We start from the raw sequence: 24,759 nt of genomic DNA on the forward strand, positions 1-24,759 counted from the left end.
AGCGGGGCGCTGGCGGAACATCCCGTTTATTTTTCCAGCTGCGCACGCACGCGGGCAATCGCGGCGCGCACCTGCTTGGGCGCGGTGCCGCCTACGTGGTCGCGCGCGGCTACCGAGCCTTCCAGCGTCAGCACCTCGAACACGTCTTCGCCCGTCAGTGGCGAGAAGGCGCGCAACTGCTCCAGCGACAGGTCGGCCAGGTCGCAGCCCGCATCGACGCAGGCGCGCACGGCCAGGGCCACCGCTTCGTGGGCGTCGCGGAATGGCAAGCCTTTCTTGACCAGATAGTCGGCCAGGTCGGTCGCCGTGGCGTAGCCTTGCAGGGCTGCCGCGCGCATCGCTTCCGGTTTCACCGTGATGCCGCCGGCCATGTCGGCGAAGATGCGCAGGGTATCGATGACGGTGTCGACGGTGTCGAACAGCGGTTCCTTGTCTTCCTGGTTGTCCTTGTTGTAGGCCAGCGGCTGGCCTTTCATCAGGGTCAGCAGGCCAATCAGGTGGCCGTAGACGCGGCCCGTCTTGCCACGCGCCAGTTCCGGCACGTCCGGGTTTTTCTTTTGCGGCATGATCGACGAGCCGGTGCAGAAGCGGTCGGCGATGTCGATGAAGCCGATGCGCGGGCTCATCCAGATCACCAGCTCTTCGGCCATGCGCGACACGTGCATCATCAGCACGGCGGCGGCGGCGCAGAATTCGATGGCGAAATCGCGGTCCGAGACGGCGTCCAGCGAGTTGTGGCACACGTCGTCGAAGCCCAGCGTTTTTGCCACGCGCAGGCGGTCGATGGGGAAGGTGGTGCCGGCCAGTGCGGCGGCGCCCAGCGGCAGGCGGTTGACGCGCTTGCGGCAGTCGGCCATGCGCTCGGCATCGCGGCCGAACATTTCAACATACGCCAGCATGTGGTGGCCGAAGGTGATCGGCTGCGCCACCTGCATGTGGGTAAAGCCCGGCATGATGGTGTCGGCATGCTGCTCGGCCAGGTCCGTCAGCGCGCTGCGGAACGTCGCCAGCAGGGCGGTGATGTCGTCGATGGCGGCGCGCACGTACAGGCGGATGTCGGTCGCCACCTGGTCGTTGCGCGAACGGCCCGTGTGCAGGCGCTTGCCCGCATCGCCTACCAGTTCGGTCAGGCGTTTTTCGATATTCAGGTGGACGTCTTCCAGGTCCAGCAGCCATTCGAACTGGCCGGCGGCGATTTCCTGCGAAATTTGCGCCATGCCGCGCTGGATTTCCGCGTAGTCGGCCGGGCTGATGATGGCTTGCGCATGCAGCATTTCCGCATGGGCCAGCGAACCTTCGATGTCGAACAGCGCCAGGCGCTTGTCAAAAAATACAGAAGCTGTGTAGCGCTTGACGAGGTCCGAGACCGGTTCGGAAAACCGGGCCGACCAGGCTTCGCCCTTTTTGGAGAATTGATCAGTCATGAAAGAAGTCCTTTAGTGTAGGGCGATTATAAACAAGGTTGGCCTGCGGTAGGGCTTTTAGGGGGCGGCCAGGCGGCGAAATGGCGGGGAATGCGGCTTGCAGGCGTCAGATGGGGGGAACTGGACGTGCATCCGCGTTTCATCCTGCGTTTTTGTATTCTGTCCCGCCAATCGCGCGTTTTGTCGCAATCCGGTGGCAGGGCGGGGGAGATTTGCCTAAAGTTCAATCATCGCAGGACAAACAGCAAACACCACCCACCTAAAGGAAAACATCATGAACATCGCCAAAAACATGGAAGCCATCTTCGTCGCCATCATCGCCATCGCCGCCGCCACCAGCCTGGCCACCGCCGCCGTGCCGAAGTTCCGCGCCGCTCCCGCCGCACCTGCCGCCCTCGTCGCCAGCGCCGACCAGGCCACCATGCACACCGTGTATGTCAGCGCCAAGCGCTTGAGCGCCGCGGAAAAAGCCGCGATGTAAGCGGCCATGCCGGCAGTACCGTTCATCAGCAGGCAGTACCAGTCACACCATCAGTTCCAGCAATACAACATCATCGGCAGTCAGGACGGGCGGCGCCCCCGGTCCTTGTCCGCCACCGGGCAGGCCTCTGCTGGCGGCTGCACTTCGCCCCGGGAGTACGAACAGCTGCTTTCGCCAGCATCCCTGCAGCGCCACCTTTTTTCATCCGCCGTGTAAGTTTTTTCCGCCGATCCGTACTACCTGTTCATTGCCATCCACACGAGGATCATGATGAACTGGAAAACACTGGCGCTGTCGCTCGCTGCCCTTTTGTATTCGGGCCTGGCCACCGCGCGCAATCCCGCGCTCAGCCCCTGTCACTTGCCGCACTTGCCGGAGCGGGTGCAATGCGGCGCGATCGAGGTGCCCGAAGACCGCTCCCGTCCCGCGGGGCGCCGCATCGCCATCCATTTCGCGCTGGTGCCGGCCACCGCGCGGCCCGCCGAAGCCGACCCCTTGCTGGTGCTGGCCGGCGGCCCCGGCCAGGCGGCCATGGAGTACGGCGCGCTGCTGTCGGGTACCTTGCGCGAAGTGCGCAAGCGCCGCGACGTGCTGCTCATCGACCAGCGCGGCACGGGCCGTTCGGCGCCGCTGACCTGCGCCATGCCAGTTGACGCCATCGGCGATGGCGACACGGCCGCCGTGCAGTCCCACCTGCGCCGCTGCCTGTCCCGCCTGGATGCCGATCCGCACCTTTACCATACCGGCGCAGCGCTGGCCGACTTCGAGGCGGTGCGCCGGGAGCTTGGCTACCGCCAGGTGAACTTGTGGGGCGGCTCCTACGGTACCCGCACCGCCTTGCTGTACGCGCGCCAGTATCCGGGCAGCGTGCGCAGCATGGTGCTCGATTCCGTCGCGCCGCCCAATGCCAGGGTGTTGCTGTCGTCCGCGCATAGCCAGGCGGCGCTGGAGCGCCTGCTGGCCGATTGCGCCGCCGACCCGGCTTGCGCGGCCGCCTTTCCCCATCTGCGCCGCGATCTGGCGACCCTGCTGGCGCTGCCGGCCGTCGGCCGCCATGCGGGGACGGCCATCCCGCAACTGCTGCGTGGCGCGCTGTATGTGCCCAGCCATGCCAGCGTGCTGCCGTATGCCATCCATGCCGCCGCCAACGGGCAGTTCCGGCCATTGCAAGGCTTGTACGATGCCACGGCCAGCTGGAGCCTGGAGAGCATGACGTTCGGCCAGACCTTGTCCGCGCTGTGTACGGACGATGCGCCCTTCATCGATGCCGCAGCGCTGGCGCGCGACGCGGCCGGCAGCATCTTTGGCGATGCCTATGCACGCAGCTGGCGCGAATGGTGCAGCGCCTGGCCCGCCGCAACACCGCCCGGGGAGCTGGCCCAGGCAGTCGTGTCGGCGGTGCCGGCCCTGCTGTTCGCCGGCGGCCTCGATCCCGTCACGCCGCCCGCCCATGCGCAGCTGGCGGCGCGCACCCTGCGCCACAGCCGCGTGCTGGTGGCGCCGCAGGCTGGCCACACCTTCAGCGGCACGGGTTGCGCGCCGCAGCTGATCGCCGCCTTCCTCAAGCACGCCGACCCGGTCGCCGTCGATGGCGCCTGCCTGGCGGCGATCCGCCGTCCGCCCTTCGTGCTGGCCTATGGCCAACCCACCTTATAAGGAGTCAGGCATGATTCATGTGAAAAATGTCAGCAAGCGCTACGGCGCACTGCAAGCCCTGGACGACGTCAGCTTCCAGGTGGAAGCGGGCAGCATCACCGCGCTGCTCGGCCCGAATGGCGCGGGAAAATCGACCTGTCTGCGTACCCTGTATGGCTTGCTTACGCCCGACCAGGGCGAGGTGCGCATCGGCGATATCGTGGTGGCGCGCGCGCCACAGGCCGCGCGGCGCCAGCTCGGCATCGTCACCGATGAATTCGGACTGTACGAACGGCTCGATCCGCGCGATCATCTACGCTATTTCGGCCGCCTGCACGGCATGCGCGGCGCGGACCTGGAACGCGCCATCGAGCGCGTCATCGACGAAGTGGGACTGGCCGCGGAGGCGGACCGTCCCTGCAAGGGTTACTCGGCCGGACAGCGCATCAAGGTGGCGCTGGCGCGCGCGCTGCTGCACCAGCCGGCCGTGCTGGTGCTGGACGAACCGACGCGCGGACTCGATGTCATGAGCACGCGCGCGGTGCGCGCGGCGCTGCTGCGGGCCCGTGCGCGCGGCACCGCCGTACTGCTGTCGACGCATGTGATGCAGGAGGCGTCGGCGCTGTGCGACCGTGTGGTGGTGCTGGCATCCGGGCGCGTGCGCTTTGCCGGGGACTTGCCGGCACTGCTGGAGAGCACCGGCAGCGGCCAGCTGGAACAGGCTTTTGTCACTGTGATCGGTAGCGAAGAAGGGATTGCGGCATGAATAGCTGGGCATTGTGGATCGTCGTATCCAAGGAAGTGCGCGATGCGCTGCGCGACCGCCGCGCGGTGATGGCCGGCTTGCTGTTCGCGCTGCTCGGCCCCATGCTGCTGGCCGTCGCCCTGAAGGCCATGATCGCGGCCGAACGCGATGGCGGGCAGCAGCCGGTGCACGTGATAGGCGCGGCGCTCGCGCCCGGCCTGGTGGCCCATTTGCTGACCGGGGGACTGGTGTTGGACACCAGCGCGCAGGCGCCCGCCGAACTGCTGGCGCGCGACCCTGCCGCCGTGGTGCTGGTCGTGCCGACGGCCGCGCCGGCGGCCCTGGCACAGGGGCGCCAGGCCATGCTCGAACTGTGGGCCGACATGTCGGACGGCGAAGTGCGCCGCCGCGCGCAGCGGGTACAGGAACTGGTGGCCGGCTACGGCATGCAATTGACCGGGCAGCGCCTGCTGGCCGCTGGCGTGGCGCCCGGCAGTGCGGCTGCGCTGGCCCTCGACCTGCGCGACATGGGTAGCCAGGGCGGCAAGGCTGCGCTGGTACTGGGCCTGCTACCCGTCTTCTGGCTGCTCGGCGTGTTCGTGGGCGGCGCGCATGTCGCACTGGATGTGACGGGTGGTGAACGGGAACGCCACTCGCTCGAAGCGCTCCTGGCGCAGCCGCTGGCGCCAGGCGTCCTGTTTGCCGGAAAATGGCTGGCCGCGTCGCTGTTTGGCTACGCCACGGGTGCGGCGGCGCTGCTGGTATCGGCCGTGGTGCTGGGCCGCCTGCCCCTGTACGAAGTGGGTGTCGCCTTTGCGCCCGATGCGGCCATGCTGGCGCGCATGCTGCTGGTGCTGTTGCCGATGGCCTTGCTGGTGGGGGCCTTGCAGTGCACGCTGGCGCTGCATGCGCGCAGCCACAAGGAAGCGCAAACGTATCTGAATCTGCTGCAGTTGGCGCCGATGGCGCTGGTGGTCGGGCAGCTTGGCACAAGCTCCCCGGCGGTGCAGTTGCTGCCGATGCTGAGCCAGCACGCGCAGCTGGCGGCACTGCTGGCCGGCCAGTCCATGCCGCCGTTGCCGCAGCTGCTGTCGCTCGGCATCAGCCTGGCGGCGGTCGGCTTGCTGGCATGGGCCGGCAGCCGCCGCCTCGGCAGCGAACGTTTTGTTTTCGGACTGTAGGCATGGCCGGGGAACAGCAAGCGTTATTTCAGCGCCTGATGCAGGAACATGGCCGCATGCTGGTGCGCTTTGCCGCCAGTTTCGAGCGCAACCGCCATGAGCGCGATGACCTGGTGCAGGACATCATGCTCGCCGTCTGGCAGGCGCTGCCCGGCTTCCGCGGCGAGGCCAGCCTGAAGACGTTCATCATCGGCGTGGCGCACCGGCGCTGCGCCAGCCATGTGATGCGTGCGGTGAGCCGTCCCCGCTACGAGGAACTGGACGAGCAATGGATCGACGACAGGCCAGGGCCCGACATGGCTGCGGGCCGGAACCAGCAGCAGGAGCGCCTGCTGGCGGCGTTGCGCCAGCTGCCTGCCGGCCAGCGCCAGCTGGTTCTGCTGGCGCTGGAAGGGATGCGCTACGACGAAATCGCTGCCCTGCTGGGCATTTCGGAAAACAATGTGGGCGTCCGGCTGAACCGCGCCAAGGCGGCGCTGAAAGAGCGACTGGAGGAACTATGAACGAGAGTAATGACTGGGACGCGCTGCAGGATGCCTGGGGCAGCAATGCGCCGTCGCGGCTGCCGGACGTGGCGGCGATGATGGCGCGCGCGCGCAGCCAGCGCAGGCACACCGTGATCGTCCTCGCCGGCGAGTGGCTGATCGCCGCTGCCGCCCTGGCCGGCCTGGCCATGCTGCGGCCGCGCCTTGCCGACGGTATCGTGCAGGCGTGGTGGTGGTGCTGGATGCTGGCGGCGACGATGGTAATACTGCTGCTTGCCACCTGGACCCGCCTGCGTTCGCTGCGCCAGCCGGATGGGCGCAGCCTGCGCGAGTGGCTCGCCTTGCGGCGGCACCGTGCCCAGCTTGGATTGCGTCTCGCGCGGCTGACCCGCTGGAGCGTGATCGCCCTGCTGCCGGCGCCGCTGGTGGTGTGGAGCACGGCGCCCGCCGGGATGGCAGGCTGGCGCACTGCGGTGGCGCTGCTGATCCCGGTACTGGTGCTGGGCGGGGGATGGTGGTGGGCGCACCGCCAGCGTACCCGCCTGCAGGCGGAAATCAGGGAAGTCGATGCACTGGCGGCCGAATGGCTGGAGACCTCGCCCTAGCGTCTGGCGGAACTGCCTGGATTGCCGCCAGGACTAGTGCCGCTGCAGGCGCATGATCTGCGCGCGAAAAAATGCCACGGGGAGCTAGACTCGCCGTGGCATTTTTTACTGCCAGTGCATCAGGCAAGGTGGAATCAGCAGCAGCAGCGCCAGCACCAGGTAGATCAGCTGCAGCGGGATCATCCACTTGGCCCAGGTGATCCAGGGCACGCGCGCCAGCGCGAGCACGCCCACCGTGATGCCCGAGGTGGGGATCATCGGCGTGGTGAATTCGCCGAACTGGAAGGCCAGGATGGCCGTCTGGCGCGTCACGCCTACCAGGTCGGCCAGCGGCGCCATGATGGGCATGGTGAGCGCCGCCTGGCCGCTGCCGGAATGGATGAAGAAGTTGATCACCGACTGCATGAAGAACATCTTTTGCGCGGCGAAGACGGGGCTTGACGAGGCCACCAGGGGCGTGAGCGCATGCAGCATCGTGTCGATGATCTGCGCGTCGCGCGCCAGGATCATGGTGCCGCGCGCCAGGGCGATGACCAGGCCAACGCTGACCATGTCGCGCGCGCCCTGCACGAAGGCCGCGACCAGGCTGTCCATATCGAGCCGGCCGACCAGGCCGACGACGATGGCCATCGTCAGGAACAGGGCGGCGATTTCATCGATGAACCAGTCGTACTTGACGACGCCGACGACCATCGTCAGCAACGTGCCGAGGAAGATCCACAGCACGGCGCGGTGCGTGCGCGTCATGCCGGCGAAGCTGTCCAGGTCCAGCGTATGTTCGCCGCGCTTTTCGATGTCGAGCAGGTAGGTCGGGCTTTTTTCCGGATGGCGCTTGATGCGCGCCGCGTACCACATCAGGAAAACGATGCTCACCGCCGTGGCGATGGCCCAGACGATCAGGCGGTAGCCGATGCCGGAAAAGATCGGCACGCCGGCGATGCCCTGCGCGATGCCGACGTTGAAGGGGTTCAGGAAGGCGGCGGAAAAGCCCACCTGCGAGCCGATGAAGGGAATCGACACGCCGGTGATGGTGTCATAGCCCAGGGCCAGGGCCAGCGGCACGAAGATCAGGATGAAGGGAATCGCTTCCTCGTTCATGCCGAAGGTGGCGCCGCCCAGGGAAAACATGGTGAAGAAGACGGGGATGATGGCGGCGCGCACGAAGCGCGAACTGGTATGCGCCTTGGCGATGGCCTTGATCAGCGAATCGAAGGCTTCCGTTTTTTGCAGCACGGCGAAGGCGCCGCCGACGATCAGCACGAAGCCGATGATCAGGCTGGCGTCGACGAAGCCCTTGATGGGCGCCATCATCAGGGCGGCCAGGCCCTGCGGCTTGTTGTCGACGTAGTGGAAGGTGCCGGGAATGATGAGCTGCTTGCCATTCACCAGCTGGGTGTCGAATTTCCCGCCCGGTACCAGCCAGGTGGCCAGGGCGATCATGGCCAGGATGCCGCATAGCAGGACGAAGGTATTGGGGAGCTTGAATTTTCTCATGGCGCTTTTTTGGGATTTTTTACTGGCTTAACAGGCTGCCGCCGCGGAAGGCGACAGCGCCGGCGACCTTGCCGACATTCATGCCGCGCAGGACGTGGCGGTGGGCGCTGCGCGCGAAGAATACACCAGCGACCGTGCAGCGCAAAGTCGTCGTCTCGCCGCTGACGGGGTCGATCAGGTCGGCCAGCGCATCGCCGGCGGCCAGCACATCGCCCATTTCGCGCAGGTACACCAGCACGCCATGGTGGGGAGCGAGGATCGGTTCGACGCCGGCCAGCGGCGTGGGCTGGCATTGCGGCGCGGGCAGGTCGTCGCCGGCGCCGTCGATTTGCAGCACGCCCTCGATGGCCAGGAAGCGCAGCAGGGCGGTCGCATCGCGCTCGGCCAGGGCGTAGCTCACTTCCACTTCGCCGCGCAATTCCACGGTGGTCGACAGGCAGGCGGCGGGAATCGGATAGCGGCCGCCAAAGTGGCTGTCCAGGTCCCACCACAGGCGGCTGCACGCCTCATCGAACGGCTCTTCGCCAGCCGCCAGTTCCAGCAGCACGGCGCGCGCGCCCAATAGCGCCGACAGGGGCGCGATCTGCGCGGCCAGCGGCGTGCCCGTATAGATATGCAGGGCCGCCTCGTTGTCGCAGTGCAGGTCGAGCACGATGTCGGCGTCAATGGCCATGCCCAGCAGGGTTTTTTTCAGCGTCTCCGCATCCGTGTCCGGCCGCCAGGCGGCGACGGCATTGCGCGCATGCTGGCGTATCAGGGCCACGTTGGCCTGCGCATCCTCTCCCAGCTTGCCGTCGAGCGTGGTTTTCAGCTCCTCGGCCACGTGGCGGTAGGCGCGGTTGAAGTTGATGCCCGTGGTCAGGTCGAAGCGGCCGAATGGCGCGCCGTGGATGGCTTGCGCCAGGCCGATCGGATTGGCGGCCGGCACCAGGATGATTTCGCCATGCACCTTGCCTGCCGCTTCCAGCGCCAGCAGCTCGCGGCGCAGGAACTGCGACACCAGCATGCCAGGCACCTCGTCCGCGTGCAGGGCCGCCTGGATATACACCTTCTTGCCGCTGCGGCTGTCGGCGGCCGCGCCACCGAAGTGAAAGCTGCTTAATTGGCAGGACACGCTGGCGTGTGGCGTGGAGATCGGATGCTGTTGTACGTGCATGGTGGGCGCCCCGGAAAGGTGCATGGTTGATGGGTTTCGGCCGATTATGTAGCATTATTTTCACGAAGTAAATAAATGAAAATGCTTTTACAAAAATTTGTTGAGTTTTCTTTTTGATATGCGTAGAGTGGATTCCAGCGCCGTTTTTTTCGCCGCTCCGATACGCCGTGATTCCGATTTCCAGACCTCCAGGCCGCCAGTGATATGAAAGCATCCGCCAGCCCTGTCCATGCCGCCACCATGCGCGCCGCGCCATCGTCGCCCGATGCCGCGTTTGCACAATCGCCGCTGGGACAGGCCCTGATGCATGTGCTGGGCAGCGGCTCGGCTTCGCAGCGCCAGATCGCCGACTACCTGCTGCGCAACCAGATGCGCGTTATCGCGCTGGGCATCGAGGAGCTGGCCGACAACTGCCAGGTGTCGACAGCCACCATCAGCCGCTTCGCGCGGGACATCGGCCAGAAGAATTATTCCGCCATGCGCAGCGCCATGGCGGAAACCCTGCAGGCACTGTTGCAGCCTGTCGATAAATTGCGCCACACGATAGAGCGGCGCGCGCGCGCCACTTCGCCCATCACGGAAAGCCTGGAATATGCGGCCGCGAATATCGCCGCCACCTCGGGCGCGCTGTCGCTGCCCGACATGCACGCCGTCGTGCGCCGCCTGACGCGCGCCAAGGTGGTGTATGTGATGGGTTTCGGCCTGTCGGCCAACCTGGCCGGCATGCTGGTGCAGCATTTGCAGCCATTTTGTCCGCATGTGGTCGAAGTGGTGGGCATCGGCGGCTCGGAAGTGGCGGCAGGCCACCTGGTCAACCTGACGGTGCACGACGTGCTGGTGGTGATTTCCTTCCCCCGCTATACGCTCGATTGCATCGGCCTGGCCAGCTTCGCGCGTGACCGCGGCGCCTGCATTGTGGCGCTCACCGATTCTCCCGCCTCCCCCCTGGCCGAGCTGGCCGACCATGCGCTGTATGCGCAAAGCACGCATCCCGTCCTGCCCAGCAGCGCCAGCACGGCGCTGGCCATGATCGAGGCGCTGGCCGTGGCGCTGATGGTATCGAACAAGGACAACGTCGAGAAAGCCGCCCGCCTGAGCGAGGTGATCGCCGCCTACCTGTACGGCGGCGAACATGGCGCGCAGGGCCCCCGGAAAACAGCAGTCAAGCAGCGCAAGGCAGTGCATAAAAAGCAGTCATTATAAAAATCAGGGTTAACACCATCTGGGAGAGTTTGCATGCAAGCAGAAAAACAGGACGGCAGTCGCACACTGCCACGGGTAGCGGTGCTGGCGCATGCCGTGCGCCTGGCCGTCGGCGCCTTGAGCGTCACGGCGGCGCTGGGCACGCTGGGCGGCGGCGCGCTGGCGCAGGAGCAGGGGACGGATGCGGAACCGGCACAGAAGAAAATGCAGCGCGTGGAAATCACCGGTTCGGCCATCAAGCGGCTGGAATCGGAAACGGCGCTGCCGGTGCAGGTCATCACGCGCGCCGATATTGAAAAGGCGGGCGTGACGACGGCGGCCGAGCTGATGGCGCGCGTGTCGGCCAACGTGGGCGGCCTGACGGATGGCGCCAGCATCAACGTGGGCGGCGACCAGCGCGGCTTCAACAGCGCCAACCTGCGCGGCGTGGGCACCTCGTCCACCCTGGTGCTGCTCAATGGACGGCGCATGGCCAACTTTGCCTCGCCCGGCGACGACGCGGGCGTGGACCTGAATAACATTCCCGCCGCCGCCCTGCAGCGCGTGGAAGTACTGCTCGACGGCGCCTCGGCCCTGTACGGCACGGACGCCATCGGCGGCGTCATCAATTTTATTACGCGCAAGGATTATCAGGGCGTGGAACTGAATGCCTACGGCAGCGGCACCGATGAAGGCGGCGCCGGCAAGCGCACGGCCAGCATCACGGCCGGCACGGGCGACCTGGCCACCGATGGCTACAATATCTTTGCCGTCGTCGACCTGCAAAAAACCGACCGCCTGAGCACTTCGCAGCGCAAGTTCATTCCGAACCTGCAGATCCCGCAGCGCCTCGGGCATTTGCTGTCGAGTTTTACCAGCCCGGCAAATATCCGCCTGTCGGGCGAGCAGCGCGACTATTTGCAGGACAACGGCTTCCTGCTCAATGGGCGGCCCATCACCAACCGGCAGATCAACCTGTCGATCCCGAATTGCGCGCCGCCGGCCAACCTGTACCTGCCGGCGGGCACCGGCGGCGTCGATGCATGCACCTACGACTATATGGGCGACACGGAACTGTATCCGAAAACGGACAAGCAGAACCTGCTCACGCGCGGCGTGCTGAAACTGAACGGCGACCACCAGCTGTATGTGGAAGTGGCGCTGAGCCGCTCGCGCAGCTATTACGTGGGCTCGTCGGCGCGCGTCACCGGCTATCTCGATTACAGCAAGGTGCCGCAGCTGGCCAATACGGGCCTCGATGGCATTGTCGACGAAGATGGCAACCAGACCGGGCGCGAACTGGAACTGCGCATGCGCCTGAACGAGGCGGGCATGCGCACCAGCGAGCTGACCAGCGAGAGCCAGCGTTTCGTCGTGGGCGCCACCGGCACGCTGGCCGGCTGGGATTACGACGTGGGCCTGAACCACAGCGTCAATGTGGTCAAGGACCGCGATACGCATGGCTACGTCCTGTACGACAAGCTGTTGGAAGGCATCGCCGATGGCCGCATCAATCCCTTCGGCCCATCCAGCGCGGAAGGCAAGGCGCTGATCGACAGCATCCAGGTCAACGACGAAGTGCGCCATGCGCGCGGCACCATGGATGCGCTCGATTTCAAGGCATCGCGCGCGCTGATGGCACTGGGCGGCGGCGACATGGCGCTGGCCGTGGGCGGCGAAGTGCGGCGCGAGCGCACCGAGTTCCGCCCATCGGCGCTGCTGATGAGCGACAACATCAATAACGATGCGGCACCGGAAGGGGGCGGCCCCACCAGCGACAGCCGCAATGTGCAAGCCATCTACAGCGAACTGCTGCTGCCCTTTACCAAGCAGTGGCAGGCGCAATTGTCGGGCCGCTATGACCATTACCAGCAGGTGGGCGGCGCCCTCAGTCCGAAGATCGGCCTGACCTACATGCCCAGCCGGCAGGTACTGATGCGCGCTTCGGCCGGCAAGGGCTTCCGCGCGCCGTCGATGTCGGATCTGCACCGTCCCACCGTCTACAGCCAGACGGCTACCTTGCCCGACCCCGTGTATTGCGCGGCCGAGAGCAATGATTATTCCGTCTGTGCCGACAACTGGGACACGCGCCGCTACAGCAATGACAAGCTGAAACCGGAGCGCAGCCGCCAGCTTTCCGCCGGCGTGGTGCTCGAGCCGAGCCAGCACTGGACCTTCAGCGCCGACTACTGGAACATCAAGCGCACGGACCTGATCAGCGAGATCGGCGACGACATCATCCTGGCCAACCTGTCCAAGTACGGCGACCTGGTGCACCGCGATGAAGACGGCTTGATCGATTACATCGAACTGCGCAAGGAAAACCGCGGCGCGCAAAAGGCGTCCGGCATCGACATCACGGCCGACCTGCACGGCGTGAAAACGGCGTGGGGACGTTTCGGCGGCCACCTGAGCGGCACCTATGTGCTCGATTCAAAAATCCAGACCAGCCCGGGCGACGTCTTCATCAGCAACCTGAATAAATTCGTCACGGACGGCGTGGTCCAGCGCTGGCGCCATACCATCACGCTGGACTGGGACAATGGTCCGTATTCGGCCAGTCTGTCGAACACGTATTCGAGCGGCTACGATGACCAGAACTCGGCCATCAACACGGATGACGGCAGCGTGGTCGCGGCGAACCGGGTGAAGGCCTACACGCTGTGGGACATGTCGGGCGCGTACGCCGTCAGCAAGCAGTTCAAGCTGCGCGCGGGCATACAGAACATGTTCAATACCAGCCCGCCGTACTCGAACCAGGCGTATTTCTTCCTGTCCGGCTATGACCCCAGCTATGCGGACCCGCGCGGCCGGCGTTTCTATGCCAGCGCCAGTTACAGCTTCAAGTAAAAAACCGGAGATACCGCAACAACGCTGTCATATGCAGCACGTAGTATCGTAGTTCGATGAAGTTGGGTTGCAAGCAGCAGTATTGGCAGCAATGGCGCGTGCCTGCATCACCAGGTGCGCGCCACTTTCCTTGCATTCGAAAGGCACCATGAAATCATCCGCAAGCCTGTATCAAAAACTGTGCGCCGCGCTGCTGTTCGCGCTGGCGTTTTGCAGCATCCATGCCATGGCGGCGCCGGCCGGCAGTGCCATCGGCACCGCGCCGCAGGGTACTCTCGTCATCATCGGCGGCGGCCTGCGGGCCGATAACGCCGAAGTCTGGCAGCGCATCGTCAAACTGTCGGGCGGACCAGGCGCGCGCATCGCCGTGCTGGCGTCGGCCGCGATGAATCCGGAAAAATCCGGTGAAAGCATCATCAAGAAACTCAAGCAATACGGCGCCGACGCGTTTTTCGTGCCGCTGGCCGTCAAGCTGCCCAATAGCGATTACCGCAAGGCGGCCGAAGACCCGTCCATCGTCACGCAGATCAAGTCGGCCACCGGCATCTATTTTGCGGGCGGTGACCAGGGGCGCATCACGCAAGCCTTGCTGCGTCCGGACGGCAGCCGCACGGCCGCGCTGGAAGCCATCTGGTCGGTCTACCGCAATGGCGGCGTCATCGCCGGCTCCAGCGCCGGTGCCGCCATCATGAGCACCACCATGTTCTACGATGCCAAGCCGGTGCTCGACATGCTCAAGATGGGCGTCACGGATGGCCGCGAAATCGCGCCAGGGCTGGGCTTCATCGGCAGCGATGTGTTCGTCGACCAGCATTTGCTGGTGCGCGGCCGCTTCGCGCGCATGATTCCCGTGATGCTGAAGAAAGGCTATCACCTGGGGCTGGGCATCGATGAAAACAGCGCCATGGTGGTCGACGCCATGCGCGACGTGGAAGTCATCGGCTACAGCGGCGCCTTGCTGATCGACCTGTCGGGTGCCATCAGCGACCGCGGCGTGAAAAATTTCAATATCAGTAATGCCGCCATCAGTTACCTGGACCGGGGCGACAAGTTCAATCTCGTCACGCGCGTGTTTACGCCATCGCCGGACAAGGCCGACAACAAGCTCGATCCGAACCAGCCCGACATGCGCGAGCCCGTGTTCACCAACGATATCCTTGGCAACAACGCGGTGCTGGACCTGATGGGCAACCTGATCGACAACGCGCAGCAGGAAGCCATCGGCATCGCCTTCGGCAACCCGCGCGATCCGTATCCGGACCTGGGCTTCGAGTTCAGGTTCAGCAAGACTGTCAACAGCGTCGGCTACAGCTCCACCGAGGCGGAGGCGTATTCGGTGCTGAAGCTGCGCCTCGATATCCGTCCCATCCAGCTGCGCCAGCCCTTGTACCGCTATAAATAGCCGGCGGCTTCACGCCGCCAGCGGGGCCAGGCGGCGATCGTCAAGGCCCTGAGCAGCCATTCGACGGGACCATACGCGTGGCCGCGCAGCCACCAGCGGCTCAGTGGCAGCTGCGCGCAAAAGATGGCGATGGCCAGCGCCAGGGCACCCGGCGGCGAGACGCTGCCCATCAGCCTCGCGCCATAGGCGAGAAACAGGCCGGCGCAGACGGCCGACTGCAACAGGTAGTTCGACAGGGCCATGCGGCCCGTGTCGGCCAGCAGGGCAAACAGCGTGCCGCCGCGCAGCCGTTCAAAGCAGGCCAGCGCGCATGACAGATAGGCGCCCGCCAGCAGCGGCGCCGTCGCCAGGCCGACGGCCAGTCCCGCCACCTGCCAGGCCTGGCTGTCGCCGTACACGGAGCTCCACGCATAGCAGGCGGCGCCCGGCAGTCCTGCCAGCGCGCCGGCCCGCAGCAGGCGGCGGCGCAGCGGCAGATAATCAGCGGCATGCAGCAGCAGTTCGCGCTTGCCGGCGGCCAGGCCGCACAGGAACATGGCCAGCGCGCACGGCGCCTGCACCAGCAGCAGGACGATCCAGATTTCCCGCAATTCGCGCACATGCTGCGCGACGACGCTGGCCGGCGTGCCGCGGTAAGCCGCCAGCGCGGCGGCCGCCTGGCGCGCCATCGCCACGGCATGCTCCGCGCCGCCTGGCGGCTGCAGGCCTTGCAGCCACGCCATGGCTCCCCAGAACGCCACGCAGACCGTCAGCAGGATGGCGGCCAGAGTCAGCGCCGCGCGTTCGCTGCAGCGGTGCAGGGCCAGCAGCACGATGCCCAGCACGGCATAGGTGGTGAGGATATCGCCATGAAACAGGATCACGGCGTGCAGGGCGCCGAGCAGCCACAGGCCCGCCTGGCGGCGCAGCATGCGCGGCGCGAACGGTGCGCCGGCACGCGCGGCCGCCTGTATCTGCAGGGTAAAACTGTAGCCGAACAAAAACGAGAACAGCAGGTAGAACTTGGTCTCGAACAGCAGCGCGACGAGGAAGTGCGTGGCGCGGTCCACGCCGCCGTGAAAGGCGGGATCGGTCAGGCCCAGGCCGAACCATGGCGTGGCAAAGGCGCCGATATTCACCACCAAAATACCGAACAGGGCGCAGCCGCGCAGGGCATCGACGTCGGCGATGCGCGCCGGTGTTGCCGTCACGGCGGCGCTCATGCCTGGGGCGGACGCAGGAAGCGCGCCAGCAGCAGGTGCAGGCTGGCGCGCTGCGCCAGCGGCGCATAATGCGGATCGACGGCGACCCGGTTGAAGATACCATCGACCAGCGCGGCGATCCAGCCGGCCGTTTGCGCCGGTTCCAGCGCGGCGTCGATCTGGCCCCGGGCGGCGGCGCTTTCCAGCAGTGCCTGCACGCCGGCGCGCAAGGTGGTGTCGTTGCGCGCTACCCGGGCGGCGATATCGGCATCGCGCAGCGCCTCGGCGGCAATGTCCAGCGCCAGGCCGGCAACGCCGCCGTCGGCGGCCAGCGCCAGCACCGCATCCATGAACGCGAGCACGGCGCCGTACGCATCGGCGCTGCCTTGCAGTGCGTCGAAATAGGCGGCCGTCTCGCTGCCTTCCTGGTCGACGATGGCGGCAATGATGGCTTGCTTGGTGGGGAAATAGTGGAACAGGTTGCCGGGACTCATGCCCGCCTGCGCGCAGATGGCGGCAGTGCTGGTCTGGTGAAAGCCCTTGCGGGCGAAGCAGTGGCGCGCGGCGGCCAGGATGGCGTCGCGGCGCGCGGCATGCTTGTCGGGATCGATGGTGCGCATATTGTAGTTTCTTTTATTAATCAACTAGTCAATCTAATATAATCGGAGCATGCCGGCAGGTCAAGTGCATGCGCTGAAATGGAGGCTTTGCAGGCTCCCTTGCTGTCGCTACAATGTGCCGCAGCGGTTTTTCGCAGGCGCGCCGGCAAGGCCGCCGATTGTTTGGAAAACCGTTCCCTTCACCTGTTTTTCTACCGTTTTAGGAATGCCATGCCGCAGACACCGATCCGATCCTTCCTGTGCGCGCTGGCGCTGGCCGCCGGGATTGCGCCGCTGGCGCACGCTGCGACTGCGCAGCCAGCCACCATGCGCCTCGATTACCAGCACAGCGGCAATGCGCTGGGCGAGCATTACGCGGTCGAGCGCGTGCTGGTCGAGCCGCTGCCATGGCCGGGCAACATGGCGCGCACCATCGATGACAGCAACCGTGGCAACAACCTGCTGGAAGTGGTCGACATCAAGTCGGGCAAGGTGCTGTATTCGCGCGGCTTTTCCACCATCTTTGGCGAGTGGGCCAGCACCGATGAAGCGAAGAGCACCACGCGCGCGTTCCAGGAATCGGTGCGCTTCCCGCAGCCGGAGCAGCCCGTGCGCGTGCGCATCCTCAAGCGCGACGAGCGCGGCCTGTTTTCCATCGTGTGGAGCACCGATGTCGACCCGGCCGCGCAGGACGTGATCCGCAAGCAGCCGCCGGCGCCCGTCAAGCCGATCCCGATCCGCGTCAGCGGCCCGTCGTCCGACAAGGTGGACCTCCTGATCATGGGCGACGGCTACACGGCGGCGGAAATGGGCAAGTTCGAGGCGACGGCGCGGAAATTGGCCGAGCACCTGTTCACGGTATCGCCGTTCCGCGAGCGGGCCAATGACTTCAACGTGTGGGCCATGGCCGCGCCGACGCAGGAATCGGGCGTGTCGCGCCCGTCGACGGGCGTGCACCATGCCTCGCCGCTGGGCACGCGCTACGATATCTTCCGCAGCGAGCGCTATGTGCTGACGACGGACAACCGCGCCCTGCGCGACCTGGCGCAATACGCGCCGTACGAATTCATTGAAATCCTCGTCAACAACGACACCTATGGCGGCGGCGGCATCTTCGGCCAGTTCAGCACGGCGGCGGCCAACAATGACTGGGCCAATTACCTGTTCGTGCATGAATTCGGCCACCACTTCGCCGGCCTGGCCGATGAGTACTACACCTCGCCCGTGGCCTATCAGTCGAATGGCGAGCGCCAGGAACCGTGGGAGCCGAACGCCACGGCGCTGCGCGATCCGGCCAGGCTGAAATGGAAAAACCATGTGAAGGCCGGCACGCCGCTGCCGACGCCATGGCCGAAGGAAGCGTACGACAGCCATGCGCGCGAATACCAGCAGCAGCGCGCCGCCCTGCGCGCGGCCAACCGCCCGGAGAGCGAAATGAGCGCCTTGTTCAAGGCCGACCTGGCGTACACGCAGCAGCTGTTTTCCAAGGCGCCGCAGCGCCATGCGGTGGGCGCCTTCGAGGGCGCGAACTATGAATCGTCCGGCTATTACCGCCCGGAGATGCAATGCATCATGTTCGACCGCAGCGAGACCTTCTGTTCCGTGTGCCAGGATGGCATCAGCACCATCATCGACCTGTATTCGCGTCCGGCCGTGGCCCGTTAAGCACGAAAATTCCTTCCCGTAGTCTATGGGGTGCCATGTTGCGTCGCAATAGCATGGCCCCTGTTTTCATGTCTTTCGTCCCATTTCCCTCCTGCAATACGATTCCATCCTCGCGTTACCCGCTAATACCACTTCGCATTCCCGCAGTAACTTTCATTCTCGCCAGCACACAATAGTTATCAGATAAATACCGCGATTCGATTGCTTACAATTTGTTTCATTTAAATAATATTGCGGTAGAATTTGATGTACATCAATGTTGCATCGCCGCAATCGCACTTATAGTTGTCCTCGCTCAAGGCATTCAGCATGCGGATGGGACTCTTCATAAATCACGCATCTAAATGCTGTAGAGTAATTTCGCCCCGTACCAGTCCACTTCCCCTGGCCTGGCATTGGCCTCGAATTTTCAGTGACGGAAGCCAGATTCATGAAGATGCAGATCCCCGCGCCTGACGCATGCAGCACCCTCCATCCCCACACTCCCATCGTGCTGCCGTATGCGCGCGCCGGCGGCGTCACCCTGGCGACCTGCGCCGCTTCCGTGTGCGCCGGTGCGGTGCAGTGCGTGAATGCGGCCACGCCGTGGCCCGCCTTGCGGCCGCAAAAACCATGACGGCCTCCCTGCAGGGCAAGCGGGGGCTGGTGGTGGGTATCGCCAACGCGCAAAGCATCGCCTGGGGCTGCGCCAGCGCCTTGCGCGCGGCTGGCGCCGAACTGGCCGTCACCTGGCTCAACGACAAGGCGCGTCCGCACGTGGAGCCGCTGGCGCTGCAAGTGCAGGCGGCCATCATGGCGCCGCTCGACGTCTCCGTGCCGGGCCAGCTGGAAGCGGTATTCGCGCAGATCGAGCGGCAGTGGGGGCGGATTGATTTTGTCGTCCATTCGATCGCCTACGCGCCGAAGCAGGACTTGCATGGCCGGGTCACGGACAGTTCGGCCGACGGTTTCGCGCAGGCGATGGATATTTCCTGCCACTCCTTCATGCGCATGGCGAAGCTGGCCGAACCCCTGATGCCGCACGGCGGCAGCCTGATGACCATGAGCTATTTGGGCGCCGAGGAAGTCATCGCCGACTATGGACTGATGGGCCCCGTCAAGGCCGCGCTGGAGTCTTCCGTGCGCTACCTGGCGGCGGAACTGGGCCCGGCGGGCATCCGCGTCAATGCCATTTCACCCGGTCCCCTGGAAACGCGGGCCGCTTCCGGCATCGCCCACTTCGACCGCCTGATGGCCGACGCCATCGAACGCTCGCCCCTGCGGCGCCTGGCCACCATCGGGGACGTGGGCGCCCTGTGCGCCTTCCTCGCCGGTGACGGCGCGCGCGCCATCACGGGCGGCACCCTGTATGTCGACGGCGGCTACAACATTCTGAACTGACTGGAAGATGATGACCATGGCTGTTCCCGCTCTATCCCCGCGCGCCACGCTGGCGGCATTGACCGTCAGCGTGCTGCTGGCCGGCTGCGCCTCGATGGCGCCGCCGTACGCGCCGCCGCCGCTGCCCGTGGCGGCGCAGTATCCTGAAATTGATCCCGCTGGCGCGCAGGCTGCCGATATCGCCTGGCAAAGCTACTTCGCCGATGCGCGCCTGCAGGCCATGATCGCCCAGGCGCTGGCCAGCAACCGCGACATCCGCATCGCCGCCCTGCGCGTGGAGGAGGCGCGCGCCGCGTACGGCATCCAGCGCGCGGAACAGTTCCCGACAGTGGCGCTGGGCGCGGAAGGCAGCCGCACGCGCGTGCCCGGCGACTTGAGCCTGACGGGCCGGCCGATGACGAGCGCGCAGTACCAGGTGGGCTTGAACGTGAGCGCCTGGGAGCTCGATTTCTGGGGCCGCGTGCGCAGCCTGAAGGACAGCGCGCTGCAAACCCTGCTGGCCAGCGACGAGGCGCGCCGCGCCGTCGGCGTGGCCCTGGTGGCGCAGGTGGCCAATGGCTACCTGGGCTTGCGCGAACTCGATGAGCGGGTAGCGCTGGCGCGCGCCACGGTGGACAGCCGCGCCGAATCGCTGCGCATCTTTACGCGGCGCTTTGAAGTGGGGGCGATTTCCAAGCTGGACCTGACGCAGGTGGAAACCCTGCTCAGCCAGGCCCTGTCCCTGTCAGCCCAGCTGGAGCAGGCGCGCGCCGTGCAGGCGCACGCGCTGGCGCAACTGGTGGGCGGTCCCGTCGACCTGACGCCTGACACGCGCCGCTTCGACGACGCCAGCGTGCTGCAGCCGCTGCATGCGGGCCTGCCCTCGGCCTTACTCGCGCAGCGTCCCGACCTGACGGCAGCCGAGCACCAGCTGCGCGCCGCGCAGGCGAATATCGGCGCCGCGCGCGCCGCCTTCTTCCCGGCGATTTCATTGACGGCGGCGTATGGCACGGCCAGCGCGGAATTGAGCGGCTTGTTCGATTCGGGCAGCGGCGCGTGGAATTTCGCGCCGCGCCTGGTGCTGCCGATCTTCGACGCGGGCCGCATCCGCGCCAACATGGACCTGGCCGAGGTGCGCCGCGACGTGGCCGTGGCCAATTACGAAAAAAGCGTGCAGGGCGCCTTCCGCGAAGTGGCCGACGCGCTGTCGAACCGGCGCTGGCTGGCGCTGCAGGTCGACATCGGCAAGACGACCCTGGCCGCGCAGAGCGAACGCGCGCGCCTGGCCAAGCTGCGCTATGACAATGGCGCCGCGCCTTACCTGGAAGTGCTGGACGCACAGCGCGACTTGCTGACGGTGGAACAGCAGCTGGTGCAGACGCGCCGCGCGCTGCTGTCCAGCCAGGTCAGCCTGTACGCCGCCCTCGGCGGCGGCGCCCCTGCCGCCGCCACTTTCACCAATTAATTGCGATCGCCGACACCATGAATCCACAACTGAAGAAAAAACTCGTTCCCGCCGCGCTGGTCGTGGCCGTCCTCGTGCTGGGCTACGTGGCCTGGCAAAAAATGCGTCCCACGGGTCCCGGTGAAGGTTTCGTCAGCGGCAATGGCCGCATCGAAGCGACGGAGATCGACGTCGCCACCAAGCTGGCGGGCCGCGTCAAGGAAATCCTCGTGCGCGAGGGCGACTTCGTCAAGGCGGGCCAGCCGCTGGCCACCATGCAGGTCGACTCGCTGACGGCCCAGCGCGACGAGGCGCGCGCGCGCCAGCAGCAGGCATCCGATGCCGTGGTGGGCGCGCAGGCGCAGGTGGCCGTGCGCGAAAGCGACAAGGCGGCCGCGCTGGCCATGGTGGCGCAGCGCGAAAGCGAACTCGATGCGGCCAAGCGCCGCCTGGCCCGTTCCGAAACCCTGTCGAAGGAGGGGGCTTCCTCGGTGCAGGAACTCGACGACGACCGCGCCCGCGTGCGCAGCGTGGCTGCCGCCCTGAACGCGGCCAAGGCGCAGGTAACGGCGGCGCAGGCGGCCATCGACGCGGCCAAGGCGCAGGTGGTGGGCTCGCGTTCGGCCGTTGCCGCCGCCGAGGCGACCACGGCGCGCATCGATTCCGACCTGGCCGATGGCCAGCTGACGGCGCCGCGCGACGGCCGCGTGCAATACCTGGTGGCGCAGCAGGGCGAAGTGCTGGCCGGCGGCGGCAAGGTGCTCAACCTGGTCGACCTGTCGGACGTGTACATGACTTTCTTCCTGCCCGAAACGGCGGCTGGCAAGGTGGCGCTGGGCGGCGAAGTGCGCATCATCCTCGACGCGGCGCCCAGCTACGTGATTCCGGCAACGATTTCGTTTGTCGCCGCCAGCGCGCAGTTCACGCCGAAGACGGTGGAAACGGCCAGCGAACGGCAGAAGCTGATGTTCCGCGTGAAGGCGCAGATCAGCCGCGAACTGCTGCAAAAGCACCTGGCCCTGGTCAAGGTGGGCTTGCCCGGCGTCGCCTGGGTGCGCCTCGATGCAAATCAGGCATGGCCAGCTGAACTGACGGCGAAGGTTCCGCAGTGAGTGTGGCCGCCGCTTCCTTTGTCGTCAGCATCCGGGGCGTCAGCCAGCATTACGGCAAGACAGTGGCGCTCGACGCCATCGACCTGGACGTGCCGGCCGGCTGCATGGTGGGCCTGATCGGCCCCGATGGCGTGGGCAAATCGAGCCTGCTGTCGCTGGTGGCCGGCGCGCGCGCCGTGCAGCAGGGCACGGTCATGGCGCTCGGTGGCGACATGCAGGATGCGCGCCACCGCGACGACGTCTGCCCGCGCATCGCCTACATGCCGCAAGGGCTGGGCAAGAATCTGTACCCGACCCTGTCGGTCGAGGAAAACCTGCAGTTTTTCGCGCGCCTGTTTGGCCACGACGCGGCAGAACGCCGCCGCCGCATCGACCAGCTGACCCTGAGCACGGGCCTGCACCCCTTCCTGGCGCGCCCGGCGGGCAAGCTGTCGGGCGGCATGAAGCAGAAACTGGGGCTGTGCTGCGCCCTGATCCACGATCCCGACCTGCTGATCCTCGATGAACCGACTACCGGCGTCGATCCCTTGGCGCGGGCCCAGTTCTGGGACCTGATCGCCGGCATCCGCGTGCAGCGCCCGCAAATGAGCGTGATGGTCGCCACGGCCTACATGGACGAGGCGCAGCGCTTCGATTGGCTGGTGGCGATGGATGACGGCAAGGTGCGGGGTACGGGCACGCCGGCAGAACTGCTGGCGCGCACCGGCAGCAGCAACCTGGAAGCGGCCTTCATCAAGCTGCTGCCCGAGGCCAAGCGCGCGGGCCATCAGCCCGTCGTCATCACGCCGCTGGACGCGGCCAGCGCGCAGGACGTCGCCATCGAGGCAAAAGACCTGACCATGCGCTTCGGCGATTTCACGGCCGTCGACCATGTGAATTTCCGCATCGGCCGCGGCGAGATCTTCGGCTTCCTCGGCTCGAACGGCTGCGGCAAGTCGACCACCATGAAGATGCTCACGGGCCTCTTGCCCGCCACGGAAGGCAAGGCCTGGCTGTTCGGCAAGGAAGTCGATTCCAACGATATCGACACGCGCCGCAGGGTCGGCTACATGTCGCAGGCCTTTTCCCTGTACAGCGAACTGACGGTGCGCCAGAACCTGGTGCTGCACGCGCGCCTGTTCCACGTGCCGGAAGGCGAGATTCCCGCCCGCGTCGACGAGATGGCGCAGCGCTTCGACCTGCGCGAAGTGATGGACGACTTGCCCGACAGCCTGCCGCTGGGCATCCGCCAGCGCCTGTCGCTGGCCGTGGCCATGGTGCACAAGCCGGAAATGCTGATCCTCGACGAACCGACGTCCGGCGTCGATCCCATCGCGCGCGACAATTTCTGGCGTCTGATGATCGAGCTGGCGCGGCGCGACCACGTCACCATTTTCATTTCCACCCACTTCATGAACGAGGCCGAGCGCTGCGACCGCATCTCGCTGATGCATGCGGGCAAAGTGCTGGTCAGCGATGCGCCGGCCGAGCTGGTGAAAAAACGCGGCAGCGCCACCCTGGAGGAAGCCTTCATTTCCTACCTGAAGGAGGCGGGCGGCGCCACGCCGCCGGAGGCGCAAAGCGCACCGGCGGCGCCAGCCAGCCAGGCGCCTGACAGCAAACCCGCCAAGCCCGTGCCGGAACGCCGGCGCAGCCGCTTCAGCCTGGGCCGCATGCTCAGCTACATGTGGCGCGAAACCCTGGAGCTGCGGCGCGATCCCGTGCGCCTGACGCTGGCGCTGGGCGGCTCCGTGCTGCTGCTGTTCGTCATCGGCTTCGGCATCAGCCTGGACGTGGAAGACTTGACGTATGCAGTGCTCGACCACGACCAGACGACCCTGAGCCAGAATTACGCGAACAACCTGGCCGGTTCGCGCTACTTCATCGAGCGTCCGCCGCTGCGCGACTATGCCGATATCGACAAGCGCATGCGCAGCGGCGAACTGTCGCTGGCCATCGAGATCCCGCCCGGCTTCGCGCGCGACGTGCAGCGCGGCGCGCCGGCCCAGGTGGGCGCCTGGATCGACGGCGCCATGCCGATGCGCGCGGAAACCGTGCAGGGCTACGTGCAGGGCATGCACCAGCTGTGGCTGGCCGACCAGGCGCTGCACCGCTACGGCGTCAAGGCGGCCAACCCCGTCGCCATCGAAACGCGCTACCGCTACAACCCGGACGTGAAAAGCCTGCCCGCCATGGTGCCGGCCGTGATTCCGCTGCTGCTGCTGATGCTGCCGGCCATGCTGGCGGCGCTGTCCGTGGTGCGCGAGAAGGAGCTCGGTTCCATCATCAATCTGTACGTGACGCCCGTCACGCGCCTGGAATTCTTGCTCGGCAAGCAGGTGCCGTACGTGGTGCTGGCCATGTTCAACTTCGTCCTCATGGCCCTGCTGGCGGTGACCGCCTTCGGCGTGCCGATCAAGGGCAGCCTGCCGACCCTGATCGGCGCCACCTTCATCTTCAATATCTGCGCCACCGGCATCGGCCTGTTCGCCTCGACGTTTACGCGCAGCCAGATCGCCGCCCTGTTCGTCACCATGATCGGCACCATGATCCCGGCCATCCAGTTTTCCGGCCTGCTCAATCCCGTCTCGTCGATGGAAGGCGTGGGCAAGGCCATCGGCCTGATGTACCCGGCCACGCACATGCTCAATATCAGCCGCGGCGTGTTCAACAAGGCGCTGGGCTTCGGCGACCTGCACGCCTCGTTCTGGCCCTTGATCATCGCCATTCCCGTGATCCTTGGCGTGACGGTGGCGCTGCTGAAGAAACAGGAGAGCTGA

Annotated in this window: 20 protein-coding genes; 15 read left to right on the plus strand and 5 right to left on the minus strand. The window is 66.1% G+C overall.

Annotated elements, in window-relative coordinates; genetic code table 11:
* Nucleotides 1-26: 26 nt before the first annotated feature.
* Nucleotides 27-1,424 (minus strand): argininosuccinate lyase, encoded by a 1,398-nt coding sequence (gene argH / locus ACZ92H_RS09460; RefSeq protein WP_131373565.1) that lies wholly within the window; start codon nt 1,422-1,424, stop codon nt 27-29.
* 274 nt (nt 1,425-1,698) lie between these two features.
* On the opposite strand from argH, the gene ACZ92H_RS09465 reads away from it, so the two are divergent.
* The 6 genes from ACZ92H_RS09465 (at nt 1,699) to ACZ92H_RS09490 (ending at nt 6,556) form a co-directional block, all read left to right on the plus strand.
* Nucleotides 1,699-1,905: a hypothetical protein gene (locus ACZ92H_RS09465; RefSeq protein ID WP_131373566.1), complete on the plus strand. Its 207-nt coding sequence runs from the start codon at nt 1,699-1,701 to the stop codon at nt 1,903-1,905.
* Nucleotides 1,906-2,172: 267 nt separating this feature from the next.
* Nucleotides 2,173-3,561, plus strand: a complete 1,389-nt coding sequence (locus ACZ92H_RS09470; RefSeq protein WP_465049134.1) for an alpha/beta hydrolase — start codon at nt 2,173-2,175, stop codon at nt 3,559-3,561.
* A gap of 10 nt (nt 3,562-3,571) precedes the next feature.
* Nucleotides 3,572-4,306, plus strand: coding sequence for an ABC transporter ATP-binding protein (locus ACZ92H_RS09475; protein WP_465049135.1), 735 nt, complete (start codon nt 3,572-3,574; stop codon nt 4,304-4,306).
* Complete coding sequence (locus ACZ92H_RS09480) at nt 4,303-5,466, plus strand: ABC transporter permease (protein ID WP_465049136.1); 1,164 nt, start codon at nt 4,303-4,305, stop codon at nt 5,464-5,466. The genes ACZ92H_RS09475 and ACZ92H_RS09480 overlap by 4 nt, the downstream gene beginning before the upstream one ends.
* Nucleotides 5,467-5,468: 2 nt before the next feature.
* Complete coding sequence (locus tag ACZ92H_RS09485) at nt 5,469-5,969, plus strand: RNA polymerase sigma factor (RefSeq protein WP_465049137.1); 501 nt, start codon at nt 5,469-5,471, stop codon at nt 5,967-5,969.
* Entirely contained in the window at nt 5,966-6,556 is a 591-nt protein-coding gene (locus ACZ92H_RS09490; RefSeq protein WP_465049138.1) for a hypothetical protein, read from the plus strand. The genes ACZ92H_RS09485 and ACZ92H_RS09490 overlap by 4 nt, the downstream gene beginning before the upstream one ends.
* Nucleotides 6,557-6,661: 105 nt before the next feature.
* On the opposite strand, the gene ACZ92H_RS09495 is transcribed toward ACZ92H_RS09490, so the two are convergent.
* Entirely contained in the window at nt 6,662-8,050 is a 1,389-nt protein-coding gene (locus ACZ92H_RS09495) for a YfcC family protein (RefSeq protein WP_131373572.1), read from the minus strand.
* 19 nt (nt 8,051-8,069) lie between these two features.
* Entirely contained in the window at nt 8,070-9,206 is a 1,137-nt protein-coding gene (locus ACZ92H_RS09500; protein WP_465049139.1) for a succinylglutamate desuccinylase/aspartoacylase family protein, read from the minus strand.
* 204 nt (nt 9,207-9,410) lie between these two features.
* Between ACZ92H_RS09500 and ACZ92H_RS09505 the strand changes: the two genes are divergently transcribed.
* From ACZ92H_RS09505 to ACZ92H_RS09515, 3 genes are all read left to right on the plus strand, one after another.
* Nucleotides 9,411-10,409, plus strand: a complete 999-nt coding sequence (locus ACZ92H_RS09505) for a MurR/RpiR family transcriptional regulator (protein ID WP_465049140.1) — start codon at nt 9,411-9,413, stop codon at nt 10,407-10,409.
* Between the two features lie 33 nt (nt 10,410-10,442).
* Nucleotides 10,443-13,238 (plus strand): TonB-dependent receptor, encoded by a 2,796-nt coding sequence (locus ACZ92H_RS09510; protein ID WP_465049141.1) that lies wholly within the window; start codon nt 10,443-10,445, stop codon nt 13,236-13,238.
* A 148-nt stretch (nt 13,239-13,386) separates the two neighbouring features.
* Nucleotides 13,387-14,640 carry a cyanophycinase gene (locus ACZ92H_RS09515; RefSeq protein WP_131373575.1) on the plus strand — a complete coding sequence of 418 codons (1,254 nt, stop codon included), beginning with the start codon at nt 13,387-13,389 and terminating at the stop codon, nt 14,638-14,640.
* Here the strand turns inward: ACZ92H_RS09515 and ACZ92H_RS09520 are convergent.
* Nucleotides 14,631-15,842, minus strand: coding sequence for a DUF418 domain-containing protein (locus ACZ92H_RS09520; protein ID WP_465049142.1), 1,212 nt, complete (start codon nt 15,840-15,842; stop codon nt 14,631-14,633). The genes ACZ92H_RS09515 and ACZ92H_RS09520 overlap by 10 nt on opposite strands.
* On the minus strand, nt 15,839-16,441 hold the full coding sequence (locus tag ACZ92H_RS09525; RefSeq protein WP_465049143.1) for a TetR/AcrR family transcriptional regulator: 603 nt from the start codon (nt 16,439-16,441) through the stop codon (nt 15,839-15,841). Before ACZ92H_RS09525 ends, ACZ92H_RS09520 begins: the two co-directional genes overlap by 4 nt.
* Nucleotides 16,442-16,651: 210 nt before the next feature.
* Here ACZ92H_RS09525 and ACZ92H_RS09530 point away from each other — a divergent pair, with 210 nt between their 5' ends.
* The 6 genes from ACZ92H_RS09530 (at nt 16,652) to rbbA (ending at nt 24,759) form a co-directional block, all read left to right on the plus strand.
* Nucleotides 16,652-18,085, plus strand: a complete 1,434-nt coding sequence (locus ACZ92H_RS09530; protein WP_465049144.1) for an IgA Peptidase M64 — start codon at nt 16,652-16,654, stop codon at nt 18,083-18,085.
* A gap of 430 nt (nt 18,086-18,515) precedes the next feature.
* Nucleotides 18,516-18,701: a hypothetical protein gene (locus ACZ92H_RS09535; RefSeq protein WP_131373579.1), complete on the plus strand. Its 186-nt coding sequence runs from the start codon at nt 18,516-18,518 to the stop codon at nt 18,699-18,701.
* Nucleotides 18,698-19,465, plus strand: a complete 768-nt coding sequence (gene fabI / locus ACZ92H_RS09540) for an enoyl-ACP reductase FabI (RefSeq protein ID WP_465049145.1) — start codon at nt 18,698-18,700, stop codon at nt 19,463-19,465. The genes ACZ92H_RS09535 and fabI overlap by 4 nt, the downstream gene beginning before the upstream one ends.
* A gap of 10 nt (nt 19,466-19,475) precedes the next feature.
* Entirely contained in the window at nt 19,476-20,909 is a 1,434-nt protein-coding gene (locus ACZ92H_RS09545; RefSeq protein WP_465049243.1) for an efflux transporter outer membrane subunit, read from the plus strand.
* Nucleotides 20,910-20,926: 17 nt separating this feature from the next.
* Nucleotides 20,927-22,000, plus strand: a complete 1,074-nt coding sequence (locus tag ACZ92H_RS09550) for an HlyD family secretion protein (protein ID WP_131373582.1) — start codon at nt 20,927-20,929, stop codon at nt 21,998-22,000.
* Nucleotides 22,001-22,002: 2 nt separating this feature from the next.
* Nucleotides 22,003-24,759, plus strand: a complete 2,757-nt coding sequence (gene rbbA, locus ACZ92H_RS09555) for a ribosome-associated ATPase/putative transporter RbbA (RefSeq protein WP_465049146.1) — start codon at nt 22,003-22,005, stop codon at nt 24,757-24,759.

This window comes from Janthinobacterium foliorum, from assembly GCF_978021625.1.